The sequence below is a fragment of the Cytobacillus oceanisediminis genome, from assembly GCF_007830235.1.
GTDB lineage: Bacteria > Bacillota > Bacilli > Bacillales > Cytobacillaceae > Cytobacillus > Cytobacillus oceanisediminis.
The window spans coordinates 223,789-237,287 of sequence record NZ_VLKI01000003.1; the positions used below are offsets into that span (position 1 = coordinate 223,789).

Here is a 13,499-nt window from a genome sequence, read left to right on the forward strand (position 1 = left end):
AGGTTAGAAAGTGGATAATTCCTTAATAAAGGGTACAATTGAGCTGACGCAGGACACCATGATCAGCTTGATAGGAGGTAAAAGAATGGGAGGATATCTCATTTATTTTGCGATTATTATTATTGTCCCACTCTGGGCACAAATGAAAGTAAAGGGAGCATATAGCAAGTATTCAAAAGTCCCTTCTTCAACCCAAATGAGAGGTGCTGAAGTAGCAAGAAAGATATTGGACGCCAATGGGTTATATCAAGTAGGAGTTGAAGAAACCCGCGGACATTTAACAGACCACTATGATCCGCGATCAAAGACTGTTAGGCTCTCAGCCACAAATTATCATGGGCATTCTGTGGCAGCAGCTGCAATAGCTGCCCATGAAGTAGGGCATGCAATCCAGGATCATCAGGAGTACGCGTTCTTGCGCTTCCGCCATGCATTGGTGCCAGTAGCAAACCTTGGTTCAAACTTTTCCTGGATTTTGATTATGATTGGATTTTTTGCGGGAATGAGCGGTATGGTTTTATTGGGAATTATTTTCATGGCAGCAGCTGTAGTCTTCCAGGTTATTACGCTGCCGGTGGAATATAATGCTTCAAATCGGGCGATGGACCAGGTTGTTTCCCTGGGTATTATAAGAAATGATGAGGAAAGGGAAACCAAAAAGGTATTGAACGCGGCTGCATTGACCTATGTAGCGGCAGCAGCGGTTGCTGTACTGGAATTGCTTCGTTTAATACTTATATACACTGGAATGACAAGATCTGAGTAGGGAGCTGGCTTTCAGAAAGCCGGCTTTTTATTTTATCCAATATAAAAAGATGCTCCTATCCCGGAACACCTTATGTTTTTAATCTTTAACGCTCAACAGGCTTTTTGTTTTCATCCAATGTGAAGCCTTCCCCTAGAACATCATGAACAGCAGTAACAGATACAAACGCATGGGGATCAACGGATGTTATGACGTTTTTAAGCCGGACAATTTCATTTCTCCCGACAACACAATATAGAACTTCCCGGTCTTTTTTTGTAAAAGAGCCGTGGCCTTTTAAAACGGTGACACCCCTGTCCATTTCTTTCATAATCTTCTCAGCAATTGCATCATTGAATTCTGATATAATCATGGCTCCTCTTGCTGCATAAGCGCCTTCTTGCATAAAATCAATAACTTTGGCACCGACAAAAACAGCAACAAGGGTGTACATGGCTTCGCGATAGTTTAAATACGTTATTAGCGAAAGGGCAATAACAAAGAAGTCAAAAATGAACATCGTTTTGCCCATGCTTACTCCTGCGTATTTATGGGTGAGTCTAGCAATGATATCCACTCCGCCTGTCGTTCCGCCATACCTGAAAATAGTGCCCAGGCCAATCCCGATAAAAACACCTGCGAATAGAGCAGCAAGAGTCAAATCCTCATTTAACGGCATTTCAATTTGGTACCGCTGGAAAATCCACAAGAACACAGAGACACCGACTGTTCCTATAATAGTGTATAGAAAAACATTTCTTCCGAGCAGCTTCCATCCGATAAAAAAGAGGGGTATATTTAATAACAAGTTCGTGTAGGAAGGATCCCATTTGAAAAGAAAATAAAGCAGCAGGGTAATCCCAGTGAACCCGCCTTCAGCCAAATTATTTTGCATATTAAAATGAACGAGGCCAAATGAAAAAATGGCTGCTCCCAGTAAAATAAAAAAGATATTTTTAAATTTTAATCCATAAAGCATATTATCCCTCCGCTACCTAAATATCCCATATCCAAAGCGTATCTAATTATATAAGATACAGATTATAAGAGCAATAAGGCGAAGAGACAGGGAGTTAATACAGGCAATAAGAAATACTTTTAATTGGCTATGTTTAATCACATTTTTGATTTTGGCACTATGTTGATTAGAGAGGAATGCCTGGATCCTCGAAAATGCATTTGCATTTTCTTTCTTGCGGTGTTTTTCGGGATGCATATTTAAGTCCTGCGGGAAAAGCGAGTTAAGGGGAGACACCGCAGGCGCGTCATGCGCCGAGGAGCTGCACGACCGCCCGCGGTTCGCTCTGCTTCTTGAGCGGAAATCAACAGGTAAATATAATAGAGCTTTTAATTAAAAATATTTGTAATGAGGCTAAGCTTTAGCTAACATGAAAAGTGGAAATCTTCGTTTAAAAAGCGCAAGATAAAGCTGAGGTGAAATAGATGCAAACAAGAAAAACGATGAAAGAGCTTCAAAAAGAGGTAGATACATACATAAGCCAGTTTAAAGAAGGATACTTTAGTCCGTTGGCATTGCTGGCAAGAATGACCGAAGAGCTTGGTGAGCTATCTAGGGAAGTGAACCATCATTACGGTGAAAAACCGAAAAAATCCACTGAAGAAGAAAAGGCAATAGAAGAAGAGCTTGGAGATATGCTTTTTGTCCTAATATGCTTTGCCAATTCGCTAAATATCGATTTGGAAGAAGCACACAACCGGGTTATGAAGAAATTTAATACACGCGATAAAGACCGTTGGACAAGAATTGAAGAATAGAAGGGGAGATTCAAATGGATAAAGTCAAAGTTGTAATAGCCGGACCGCGCGGAAGAATGGGAAGGGAAGCTGTTCAGCTTGTTAAAAGAACTGATAATTATGAATTGGCCGCGGTAATTGATCATAAAAATGGAGGAGGCCATCTTGGGGACTTTGATGGATTTTCAGAGTTTGGCCAAATTCCTGTATATTCAGATATAGCAGTCTGCTTTCAAGAGATCGAACCCAATGTTTTGATTGACCTGACAACTCCAGAAGTGGGAATGCACCATACGAAAACAGCACTTGAGCATGGGGTAAGGCCAGTAGTTGGAACAACAGGCTTTACTAAAGAAAACCTGCAAGAGCTTGAGGCGCTTTGCCACGACAAGGGACTTGGCTGCATTATTGCCCCTAACTTTGCTCTTGGCGCTGTATTAATGATGAAATTCTCACAAATGGCAGGCAGATACTTTAACGATGTAGAGATTATAGAACTGCACCATGATCAAAAGTTGGATTCTCCTTCCGGTACAGCTGTTAAAACAGCTGAAATGATTGCGGATGTCAGAGAGCAAAAACAGCAGGGCCATCCAAATGAAAAAGAAACAATCTCTGGTGCCAGAGGTGCCAACTTTGATGGAATGCACATCCACTCCGTGCGTTTGCCTGGGCTAATTGCCCACCAGCAGGTTATGTTCGGATCTGAAGGGCAAACATTAACCATTCGCCACGATTCCTATAACCGTGCTTCTTTTATGTCTGGAGTAAAGCTGGCAGTGGATACTGTTGTAAAAATAGATACACTCGTATACGGTCTTGAAAATATTATGGAATAGAAAGGGGTGCCAACATGAATATTGCTCTAATTGCCCATGATAAGAAAAAGGATGATATTGTGCGTTTTGCTATCGCCTATAAGTCCATACTTGCAGAGCATACCCTTTATGCAACCGGAACAACCGGTTTACGGATTATGAAGGAAACAGGGTTGGACATCCATCGTTTCCAGTCTGGCCCTCTTGGCGGTGATCAAGAGATCGGTGCCTTAATTGCCAATAATAAAATGGATGTTGTGTTTTTCTTCAGAGATCCGCTTACTGTTCAGCCCCATGAGCCAGATGTTTCCGCACTGGTTCGCCTTTGCGATGTATACGCTGTTCCATTGGCTACCAATATGGGTACTGCCGAAATATTAATTAAAGGCCTTGAACGGGGTGATATATCCTGGCGGAAAATTGTGAGCGAAGAAAAAGGTGACAAGAATGAACCACGATGATCTGGATATACTGGCATTTGGCGCACATGCTGATGATGTTGAAATCGGCATGGGCGGCATGATTGCCAAGTATGTATCATACGGAAAAAGGATAGGGATATGCGACCTGACAAGAGCTGAGCTATCCTCAAACGGAACAGTCGATATACGCAAAGAAGAAGCCAGGAAAGCAGCGGATATATTGGGAGTTGGCATTAGAGAGACTCTTAATCTGCCTGACAGGGGATTATATTATAATCAGGAATACATAACCAAAATCGCGGAAGTGATCCGTAAATACCGGCCATCTCTCGTTTTTGCTCCCTATATGGAGGACAGGCATCCGGATCATGGGCATTGTGCCCGCCTGGTTGAGGAGGCTATCTTTTCAGCAGGAATCAAAAAATTTGAAACAAAAGGCACCTATCCTCCCCATAAGGTGAAAAACCTGTACTTTTACATGATTAATGGCTTTCATTCTCCTGACTTCTTGGTTGACATCTCATCTTTTATGGATAAAAAAACAGCCAGCCTTGAGGCTTATAAAAGCCAATTTGTTAAAAGCCCGGGGTCATACGAAACACCTTTGGTCAACGGTTATATTGAAACCGTCCAGTCTAGGGAAAACCTTTTTGGAAAACAGGCTGGGGTTCAATACGCAGAAGGCTTTATAGTGAATAAGCCTCTGCTCGTAAATATGGATTTATTTGGTGAAGAATTATGAACAAGAAACTGAAGATAGGAATCACCTGTTATCCGACAGTGGGCGGATCAGGTGTTGTGGCAACTGAATTGGGTAAAATGCTTGCTGAAAAGGGACATGAGATTCACTTTATTTCATCGAGCCTCCCTTTCCGGTTAAAAAGAATGTACCATAATATTTTTTATCATCAGGTGGATGTAAACCAATACTCGGTTTTTCAATATGCTCCTTATGATATTGCCCTTGCCAGCAAAATGGCGGAAGTAATAAAAAGAGAGGATCTTGATTTAGTTCACGTCCATTATGCGATTCCGCACGCTGTTTGTGCCATATTAGCAAAGCAGATGAGCGGGAAGGATATTAAAATTGTGACTACCCTCCATGGAACGGATATTACTGTACTTGGATACGATCCGTCCCTCACTGATGCCATCCGTTTCGGCATCGAAAAGTCTGATGGGGTTACTGCTGTATCCAATGCCTTAATTTCTCAAACTTATGACTTGATAAAACCTGATAAACCGATTAAAGCGGTTTATAACTTTATAGATGAAAGAGTTTACCAGAAAACGGATTCAGATTATCTTAAAGAGGAGTACGGCATTAGGCCGGAAGAGAAAGTTATCATTCATGTATCGAACTTCCGCAGCGTAAAAAGAGTGCCTGATGTTATAAAAGCTTTTGCAAAAATAGCAAAAGAAATTCCTGCAAAGCTGCTTCTTGTCGGAGACGGTCCGGAGATGACTGTCATATGCCAGCTTGTTAATGATTTGAAGCTTAAAAGCAATGTCTTGTTTCTAGGCAAACAGGATAATCTTGAAGAGCTTTATAGCATCAGCGATCTCATGCTATTGCTATCTGAAAAAGAAAGCTTTGGACTTGTTGCCTTGGAAGCAATGGCTTGCGGAGTTCCATGTATCGGTACAAATGTTGGCGGCATTCCTGAAGTAATAGACGATGGAGAAACCGGGTATGTTTGCGGGCTTGGAGATATTGATGAAGTCTCACAAAAAGCGATAAATCTCCTTAAGGATTCAAATCTTCACCGCAAGTTTTCTGCACAATCCATTTCCCTTGCAAAAGAAGTTTTTAGTGCAGAACGAATTGTTTCCCAATATGAAGAGTTCTATTACGAGCTGCTAAAGAATGGTGATCTTTTATGAAAGAAGCGTTTCTCCAAGCAATTCCCGTATTAAATAAAATTGAGTCTGCCGGTTATGAGGCCTATTTTGTTGGGGGGGCGGTCAGGGATTTTCTGCTGGGCAAAGAAATTGCCGATGTCGATATTGCCACCTCGGCTACTCCTGAGGAATTGAAATCTATATTTTCAAAGACTCTTGATGTAGGAATCGAGCATGGGACGGTTGTTGTCCTGTTTAATGGCATTCCTTATGAAGTTACCACCTTTAGGACTGAAGCTGAGTACCTGGACTTCAGAAGGCCGTCTGAGGTCCAATTTATCAGGTCTCTGGAAGAGGATCTAAAAAGAAGGGATTTCACTATGAATGCCATTGCAATGGATAGGCATGGGAAGTTTATAGACCCTTTTGGGGGAAAGAAGGCTATTGAGGAAAGGGTTATCAGAACAGTTGGAAATCCTGATGAAAGGTTTACGGAAGATGCCCTCAGAATGATGAGGGCAGTCCGCTTTTATAGCCAGCTTTCGTTTGAAATTGAGAAATCAACCTATGAGGCTTTATCATCACTTGCTCATTTGCTTGAAAAAATTGCAGTGGAACGCAAGCTGGCTGAATTCGAAAAGCTTTTGGCTGGATGGAACCGCATGATGGCTCTTAAAATAATTGGTGAAACCGGGTTATATAAGTATCTTCCACAAATGTCAGCATTCCAGAAGCAGCTTTGCAGCTCAGCAAATTATCATGCAGAGGGACTGACAGGAGAAGAAATGTGGGGCTTACTTACTTGCCTTTTTGATATAGACCAAGCAGGCGCTGAGTCCTTTTTTAAAAGCTGGAAATTACCTGTAAAGAAAACAAGAAAGATATTATCAATTTTAAAATGGATCCGGTATAGATCTGATAATGAGTGGGATGCCTATTCTCTTTATCAGGCAGGGCGGGAATCTTTATTAAGCGCCGAAAAGATACGCAATGTACTGCAGCATACGGATTTAAAAAGAAATACAGACAATCTCATGGAACTATATAATACTTTGCCGATCAAGCAACGAAGCGAGCTGCAGCTTACAGGAAATGATTTGATGAACTGGTTTGGCAAGCCTCCTGGTGCATGGATCAAGGCCGATCTTGAAAAAGCGGAAAATGCCGTGTTAAAGGGCGAGTTAAGAAATAGCAATGAATCCATAAGGGAGTGGCTAATGAAGTGCAATCAGAACTTAGGAAAAAATTGATTGATGCTTTTACGAACAGCAAAGAGGAATATTTATCAGGACAGCATTTGGCAGATTTGATCGGTTGTTCACGAACTGCGGTGTGGAAGCATATCGAGGAACTGAGAAAGGAAGGCTTTGAGCTGGAAGCTGTGCGAAGAAAAGGCTATCGGATTACAAAAACGCCGGAAAAGGTAACCCCTGATGAAATCAGGCTGGGTTTAAAAACCGAAACGCTCGGCCGCAATATTCATCACGAAGAGAGTGTCGATTCCACCCAGAAAATTGCCCATCGCCTGGCATATGAAGGTTCACCCGAGGGAACGGTGGTTATTGCGGAAGAACAGCTTTCAGGCAGGGGAAGAATGGATAGGAGATGGCATTCCCCAAAATCTACAGGAGTATGGATGAGTGTCATTCTAAGGCCAAATATTCCGCCTCCGAAAGCTCCCCAGCTTACATTGATCACTGCCGTAGCTGTCGTGCAGGCGATTGAAGAGCTTACTGGTTTGACTCCGCAAATTAAATGGCCTAATGATATTTTAATGAACGGCAAAAAGGTAACAGGAATCCTGACGGAGCTTCAGGCGGATGCGGATAGGATTATTTCAATCATAATTGGTATAGGAATCAATGTTAACCAGCAATTGAATGATTATCCAGATGAGCTTAAACACATTGCTACTTCTTTATCAATTGAAAAAGGGGAAAAGCTTTCAAGAGCTGACCTGATAAAAATCCTTCTTGGTAAATTGGAGAACCTTTATAAACTTTACTTGGATAAAGGCTTCTATCCAATCAAGCTATTATGGGAGAGCTACGCTGTCAGCATCGGAAAGAGCCTCACTGCCAGGACAATTACGGGCACCATCTATGGAAAGGCCCTTGGAATAACCGATGATGGCGTACTGATGATTGAAGATAGCAATGGAAAAGTCCATCACGTATACTCTGCAGACATTGAGCTGGATTCCTAATTATAAGGCTTTGTTAAAGCTCATTGTTGATATTAGCACCCTGTTGATTGGAGCGGAAGGCGCGAGACTCCAGCGGGAGAAGCGAGTCAAAGGGAGACCCCGCAGGCGTAGAGCGCCGAGGAGGCTCCCGGACCGCCCGCGGAAAACGAGTGCCTGGAGCGGAAATCAACAGGCAAGTTTAACAGAGCTATAAAAATTTTTATAGCCAATTCTTTCTTCTTTTTGCTATACTTTTTTTATGGGCAGTATCCTTTAAAGAACTGCACCTTTAAAGTATTAACCTAAACGAATAGATATCTGCCTAGATCCAAAAATGGACCGGGACAGAGGGATGAACGACTATAATGAGCTATTACAAGATCCTTCTGCCTTCAGAAGGATTTTTTTGTGGTTGGAGCAGCATGTGGCTGCTAACTCATTGGGAAAGATTTATCTCCTCTTCCTAAAAAAGGAGGACGAAAGATGAAGCAAACAACTGATTTTCTAAAGATGAAACAATGTGAAGAAAAAATTGTAATGCTCACAGCTTATGACTATCCGGCTGCCAAACAGGCAGAAAATGCTGAGGTAGATATGATTCTTGTCGGAGATTCACTTGGTATGGTCGTTTTAGGCTATGATTCAACGGTTCCTGTCACAATGGAAGACATGATCCATCACGGCAAGGCTGTCAAAAGGGGAGCAAAAGATACATTTATTGTTATAGATATGCCATTCATGAGCTATCATTTATCCATTAAAGATACACTTATAAATGGAGCAAGACTCATTCAGGAAACAGGTGCAAATGCTGTCAAGCTTGAAGGCGGAGATAGAGTTGCTGAACAAATTAGGTCATTAACAAAGGCGGGCATTCCTGTAGTTGGGCATTTGGGCTTAACTCCACAATCTGCAGGGGTTTTAGGAGGATACAAGGTCCAGGGGAAAAATGCTGAAGCTGCCAGAAAGTTAATGGAGGATGCAAAGGAATGTGAAAAAGCGGGTGCTTTCGCTGTAGTTTTGGAGTGTGTTCCTAAACAGCTGGCAAAACAGATTACTAAGGAGTTAACAATACCAACTATTGGGATAGGCGCCGGCCAGGATACAGATGGCCAGGTTCTTGTTTATCATGATGTCTTGGGATACGGAGTTGATCGCGTTCCTAAATTTGTAAAACAATATCAGAACTTAAATCCTGTTATCCAGGATAGTTTATCCGCTTATTCTGCTGAGGTAAAGAACGGATCTTTCCCTGAGGATCGCCATTCTTTCACTATGAAAGAAGAAGAACTGCTTAGCTTGTATGGAGGAAAAGTATGAGAACGATTACAACAGTAAGAGAAATGCAAATGATAGCATTGCGGCTTAAGCGGGAAGGAAAGTCAATTGGATTCGTTCCCACAATGGGGTATTTGCATGAAGGCCATCTTTCTTTATTAAAAGCTGCTAGAAAAGAAAATGATGTGACAGTACTAAGCATTTTTGTGAACCCGCTGCAATTCGGACCTAAAGAGGATCTCGCGACATATCCAAGAGACTTTGACCGAGACAGCAAATTGGCCGAGCAAGAAGGGAATGACTTTATTTTTTATCCTTCCGCAGAAGAAATGTATCCTGGCACTCTCTCTGTGACCGCAAGAGTGCAGGATCGGACCGACGTATTATGCGGCAAATCCCGCCCGGGACATTTTGATGGTGTCGCAACGGTTCTTACAAAGCTTTTTAATATCGTTCAGCCTGATAAGGTTTATTTTGGAATGAAGGATGCCCAGCAGGTAGCTGTAGTCGATGGCCTTGTAAAGGATTTTAACTTCTATGTGGAAATAGTGGCAATAGAAACAGTTAGAGAAGCTGATGGTTTGGCCAAGAGCTCCAGAAACATTAATCTTCTTCCTGCAGAACGGGTGGAGGCCTCCGCACTAAACCAAAGCCTAAAAATCGCTGAATCCATGATTGTAGAAGGAGAAAAGGATCCCCGGGAGATCATTGTTCAGATCAGGGAACATATTGAGAAAAATACTACTGGCCATATTGATTATGTCGAGATTCTTTCCTATCCGGACCTTAAGGGACTAGACCGTCTGGAAGGAACGATCATTATTGCTATCGCTGTTAAATTCACCAAAGCAAGGCTGATTGATAACGCTATTATTACGATAAATAAAGAGAGTTAAGGGGGAACCAGCATGTTTCGCACCATGATGAATGGAAAAATCCATCGTGCAACTGTAACGGAAGCAAATTTAAATTATGTAGGTAGCATCACCATTGATACAGATATTATTGAGGCAGTAGGAATGGCACCCAACGAAAAGGTCCAGATCGTCAATAATAATAACGGTGCACGCTTTGAAACGTATATCATCCCTGGAGAAAGAGGTAGCGGCGTTATCTGTGTGAATGGTGCTGCAGCCCGTCTTGTTCAAGAAGGGGATATTGTAATTATAATCTCTTATGCACTTGTTCCTGATGATAAGGTACCTTACCATGAACCTAAAGTGGCCATTATGGACCGAAACAATCGAATTTCGGATATGATCCATGCCGAGCCAGAAAGTACAGTTCTATAAAAAATTTTAAAAAGTGCTGACCCGGATGCCGGATCAGTGCTTTTTATTTAAGTTGCAAAGGGCATGAATGAATAAGGGTGAGGTTCGGGTGGAAGAAAAGTAATGAGCAGAAAGCTATTTGTCTTTTTCTTTTTCCGTTTTTGTGATACCGTTTGAATGACTGAATGTAGAGGTGTATGCCATGGGTAATAAATATGTTGTAGTTGACTTGGAAACAACCGGAAACGCCCCTAAAAAGGGCGATAAAATTATACAATTTGCTGCTGTGGTGATCGAAAACGGAAAAATTACGGAGGAATATTCATCATATGTGAACCCTGAGCAGCCAATTCCCCCTTTTATTGAAGAATTGACAGGACTGTCGGATCACATGGTGGAGGATGCACCCCTGTTCTCTGAAATTGCCCCAAAAGTGCTGACTATACTGGAAGGCGCATTTTTTGTTGCACACAACGTGCTATTTGATTTGTCGTTCTTGCAGGAAGAATTGTTGGAGGCAGGCTATAACGGGTTTTACGGTCCGGTTCTTGACACAGTAGAAATGTCACGGATGCTTTTTCCAACTGCGGATAGCTTCAAGTTATCAGATCTTGCACACCGTGAAGGGCTGAACCATGAACGACCCCACCAGGCAGATAGCGATGCTTATGTAACTGCAGAGCTCCTGTTGATTCTGTTAAAGAAGCTTGAATACCTTCCGCTAAAAACACTCGAACAGCTGCATAAGCTTTCGGGGGGATTAAAAAGTGACCTTGATATTCTGCTTGACGAACTCATTTTAATTAAAGAAAGCAAAATTGAAAATTTGCCTGACTTTATTGAAATACATAGAGGAATCGCATTGAAAAAAGGGTCGATGCTCCAATACCCTGATAGTCTTACAGGTACCGGATATCCCTTTGGCATTGAGGAAAAGCAGGAAATGTTCATGAAAGCTTTTCCCTCCTATGAAATAAGACAAGGCCAGTTTAAGATGATGGATTCCGTCTATGGAGCGTTCAATGATAAAAAACATGCATTAATAGAAGCAGGTACAGGCGTTGGGAAATCGTTGGCATACCTGGTTCCATCAGCAGTTTACGGTAAGGAAAACGGCAAAACAGTCATTATTAGTACATATACAACGCAGCTGCAGGAACAGTTGTTAACAAAGGACATCCCGCTGCTCCATAAAATGCTGCCATTCCCAGTCAAAGCTGTTTTGCTGAAGGGAAGAAGCCATTATATCAGCCTTGCCAAATTTGTTCAGACCTTAAGGGATGAAGAAGAAGATAATTATGATACGATTCTAAGTAAAATGCAGATTCTAGTCTGGCTGATGGAGACGGACACAGGGGATATTGACGAATTGAACCTTTCGAGTGGCGGCATGATTTTCTGGAGCAAAATCAAGAATGATGAAACAGCTTTTTTGCAGGATAAATCGTGGATATCCAGGGACTTCTATTTGAGAGCAAGGAAGGAAGCACAAAGTGCGGATATTATCATTACCAACCATTCATTGCTTCTAACCGATCTGGTAGCTAAAAGCGCCATTTTGCCTAAATTCAGCCATGTGATTATAGATGAGGGCCATCATTTCGTGAAAGCATCCGGCAAACATTTTGGCCATAAGCTTGATTATTTAACAGTACGTTTGCTGCTTGGGCAAATAGGATTGTTTGAGCAAAAGCAGCTCTTTTATAAGCTTGAAAAACTGGTTGAAGAAAAAGCAGGGAACCCGGAGGATATGATTCATTCCTTTGAAATTAATCAGCTCATAGTGGATCTCCTTCATGAAATGGATGAATTATTTAAAGTTATTGGAATTTATGCGAAAAAATATTCAAAAGCAAAGAAGAGCAGTCCCCGTTTAACTGTCCGATTTATAAACGGAAGCAGTGACAAGGAGTCAAAAGCTGTTATTGCTTGTGCAGAGCGATTTGGTTTTCTCCTAAGAGACCTAATGGAAGCTATAGAAAAGCGGGTTATGTTTGTTGCTCAGATAAAGGGTTCCTTAACACTGGAGGAAAAGGCACTTATGGAGGAGGTAGCCTCCATATTTGAGGATTTGAAAGATTTGAATGAAAACGTAAAACATATTTTTCAAATGCCTTTATCCCAATTTGTTGTTTGGATTGAAATGGATACGCGTTCAGCCCAAAATGCCACAACGGTTTACGCTCAGCCTGTAACTGTTTCAAATTACCTTAAGGAACAATTTTTTAGTGAAAAGGAAAGTGCCGTCATTACATCGGCTACTTTGTCTGTAAAAGATTCCTTTCATTTTATTCTTAATGAACTTGGACTTGAAGAGCAGGAGTGCACCCTGGAACAAATTCCATCGCCATTTAATTATCAGGAGCAGGTCAAACTGCTGATACCTGGCGATTTGCCGGAAGTGAATGCTGTACCGCTGGAGGAATATGTCGCATCCATATCGGAGCACATTATCTCGATTGCTGAAGCAACAAAAGGCAGGATGCTAATTCTGTTTACTTCTCATGAGATGCTTAGGAAAACTTATGAACTTATAAAGGAATCAGGTTTTCTGGAGGATTATGCTGTGATTGCCCAGGGCATTACGAGCGGCAGCCGATCAAGACTTACAAGGAATTTTCAGCGTTTTGATAAAGCCATTCTTTTGGGAACAAGCAGCTTTTGGGAAGGAGTGGACATCCCTGGTGAGGATCTTTCATGCCTTGTTATTGTCAGACTGCCTTTTTCGCCGCCGGATGAACCAATGGCCCAGGCAAAAAATGAACAAATCAAAAGTGAGGGAGGGAACCCATTTTCCTCCTACTCATTGCCTGAAGCTGTAATCCGGTTTAAACAAGGTGTTGGAAGGCTAATCAGAACAAGCTCGGATAGAGGATTTATCGTTGTTTTTGATCGCAGAATCGTCACCACAAAATACGGAAAGGCATTCCTGGATTCCATCCCGCCTATACCCGTTCAAAAAAGCAATATTGATGAAATTGTCGAATTAATTTATACTTGGCTATAAATATATGTTGAGGCGGCTGAACTTTTTATGTGAAAGCCGCTGGAAGGCGTTGCTAAAGATAATCTTAGCCCTATGGGGGATGCCTATCAATTAAGAATCCCATCACAAAATCGAATAATTTGCAACCTATTTTATGAACATTGGCAAAGACCTTTGAAGCAGGATAAATTCGCATG

13 protein-coding genes are annotated in these 13,499 nt (G+C 41.8%); 12 read left to right on the forward strand and 1 reads right to left on the reverse strand.

The annotated features are described in order from the left end of the window. Nucleotides 1-85 precede the first annotated feature (85 nt). Nucleotides 86-766 (forward strand): zinc metallopeptidase, encoded by a 681-nt coding sequence (locus IQ19_RS07605; protein WP_144541589.1) that lies wholly within the window; start codon nt 86-88, stop codon nt 764-766. An 85-nt stretch (nt 767-851) separates the two neighbouring features. On the opposite strand, the gene IQ19_RS07610 is transcribed toward IQ19_RS07605, so the two are convergent. Then, nucleotides 852-1,724: a YitT family protein gene (locus tag IQ19_RS07610; protein ID WP_144541591.1), complete on the reverse strand. Its 873-nt coding sequence runs from the start codon at nt 1,722-1,724 to the stop codon at nt 852-854. 464 nt (nt 1,725-2,188) lie between these two features. Here IQ19_RS07610 and IQ19_RS07615 point away from each other — a divergent pair, with 464 nt between their 5' ends. The 11 genes from IQ19_RS07615 to dinG all read left to right on the forward strand — a co-directional run bounded on the left by IQ19_RS07615 (nt 2,189) and on the right by dinG (nt 13,323). Further along, nucleotides 2,189-2,521 (forward strand): nucleotide pyrophosphohydrolase, encoded by a 333-nt coding sequence (locus IQ19_RS07615; protein WP_144541593.1) that lies wholly within the window; start codon nt 2,189-2,191, stop codon nt 2,519-2,521. A 14-nt stretch (nt 2,522-2,535) separates the two neighbouring features. After that, a complete protein-coding gene (gene dapB / locus IQ19_RS07620; RefSeq protein WP_144541595.1) occupies nt 2,536-3,339 on the forward strand; it encodes a 4-hydroxy-tetrahydrodipicolinate reductase in 804 nt (267 codons plus the stop codon). Nucleotides 3,340-3,353: 14 nt separating this feature from the next. Next, a complete protein-coding gene (gene mgsA, locus IQ19_RS07625) occupies nt 3,354-3,779 on the forward strand; it encodes a methylglyoxal synthase (protein WP_144541597.1) in 426 nt (141 codons plus the stop codon). Beyond that, nucleotides 3,766-4,482 (forward strand): bacillithiol biosynthesis deacetylase BshB1, encoded by a 717-nt coding sequence (gene bshB1 / locus IQ19_RS07630; RefSeq protein WP_144541599.1) that lies wholly within the window; start codon nt 3,766-3,768, stop codon nt 4,480-4,482. Before mgsA ends, bshB1 begins: the two co-directional genes overlap by 14 nt. Beyond that, nucleotides 4,479-5,624 (forward strand): N-acetyl-alpha-D-glucosaminyl L-malate synthase BshA, encoded by a 1,146-nt coding sequence (gene bshA / locus IQ19_RS07635; protein ID WP_144541601.1) that lies wholly within the window; start codon nt 4,479-4,481, stop codon nt 5,622-5,624. Before bshB1 ends, bshA begins: the two co-directional genes overlap by 4 nt. Continuing rightward, the gene (locus IQ19_RS07640) at nt 5,621-6,832 is read left to right on the forward strand and encodes a CCA tRNA nucleotidyltransferase (RefSeq protein ID WP_144541603.1); all 1,212 of its coding nucleotides are present in this window, start codon (nt 5,621-5,623) and stop codon (nt 6,830-6,832) included. Before bshA ends, IQ19_RS07640 begins: the two co-directional genes overlap by 4 nt. After that, a complete protein-coding gene (locus IQ19_RS07645; RefSeq protein ID WP_144541605.1) occupies nt 6,805-7,788 on the forward strand; it encodes a biotin--[acetyl-CoA-carboxylase] ligase in 984 nt (327 codons plus the stop codon). The genes IQ19_RS07640 and IQ19_RS07645 overlap by 28 nt, the downstream gene beginning before the upstream one ends. A gap of 462 nt (nt 7,789-8,250) precedes the next feature. Further along, nucleotides 8,251-9,087: a 3-methyl-2-oxobutanoate hydroxymethyltransferase gene (panB, locus tag IQ19_RS07650; protein ID WP_144541607.1), complete on the forward strand. Its 837-nt coding sequence runs from the start codon at nt 8,251-8,253 to the stop codon at nt 9,085-9,087. Further along, nucleotides 9,084-9,941 carry a pantoate--beta-alanine ligase gene (gene panC / locus IQ19_RS07655; RefSeq protein ID WP_144541609.1) on the forward strand — a complete coding sequence of 286 codons (858 nt, stop codon included), beginning with the start codon at nt 9,084-9,086 and terminating at the stop codon, nt 9,939-9,941. Before panB ends, panC begins: the two co-directional genes overlap by 4 nt. A gap of 12 nt (nt 9,942-9,953) precedes the next feature. Further along, the gene (panD, locus tag IQ19_RS07660) at nt 9,954-10,337 is read left to right on the forward strand and encodes an aspartate 1-decarboxylase (RefSeq protein ID WP_144541611.1); all 384 of its coding nucleotides are present in this window, start codon (nt 9,954-9,956) and stop codon (nt 10,335-10,337) included. Between the two features lie 181 nt (nt 10,338-10,518). Next, a complete protein-coding gene (gene dinG / locus IQ19_RS07665; RefSeq protein WP_144541613.1) occupies nt 10,519-13,323 on the forward strand; it encodes an ATP-dependent DNA helicase DinG in 2,805 nt (934 codons plus the stop codon). Nucleotides 13,324-13,499 lie beyond the last annotated feature (176 nt).

Bases quoted from the DNA above. Each gene is read 5' to 3' on its own strand.
- IQ19_RS07605 (WP_144541589.1), top strand. From the start codon at position 86: ATGGGAGGATATCTCATTTATTTTGCGATTATTATTATTGTCCCACTC.
- IQ19_RS07610 (WP_144541591.1), bottom strand. From the start codon at position 1,724: ATGCTTTATGGATTAAAATTTAAAAATATCTTTTTTATTTTACTGGGA.
- IQ19_RS07615 (WP_144541593.1), top strand. From the start codon at position 2,189: ATGCAAACAAGAAAAACGATGAAAGAGCTTCAAAAAGAGGTAGATACA.
- dapB (WP_144541595.1), top strand. From the start codon at position 2,536: ATGGATAAAGTCAAAGTTGTAATAGCCGGACCGCGCGGAAGAATGGGA.
- mgsA (WP_144541597.1), top strand. From the start codon at position 3,354: ATGAATATTGCTCTAATTGCCCATGATAAGAAAAAGGATGATATTGTG.
- bshB1 (WP_144541599.1), top strand. From the start codon at position 3,766: ATGAACCACGATGATCTGGATATACTGGCATTTGGCGCACATGCTGAT.
- bshA (WP_144541601.1), top strand. From the start codon at position 4,479: ATGAACAAGAAACTGAAGATAGGAATCACCTGTTATCCGACAGTGGGC.
- IQ19_RS07640 (WP_144541603.1), top strand. From the start codon at position 5,621: ATGAAAGAAGCGTTTCTCCAAGCAATTCCCGTATTAAATAAAATTGAG.
- panB (WP_144541607.1), top strand. From the start codon at position 8,251: ATGAAGCAAACAACTGATTTTCTAAAGATGAAACAATGTGAAGAAAAA.
- panC (WP_144541609.1), top strand. From the start codon at position 9,084: ATGAGAACGATTACAACAGTAAGAGAAATGCAAATGATAGCATTGCGG.
- panD (WP_144541611.1), top strand. From the start codon at position 9,954: ATGTTTCGCACCATGATGAATGGAAAAATCCATCGTGCAACTGTAACG.
- dinG (WP_144541613.1), top strand. From the start codon at position 10,519: ATGGGTAATAAATATGTTGTAGTTGACTTGGAAACAACCGGAAACGCC.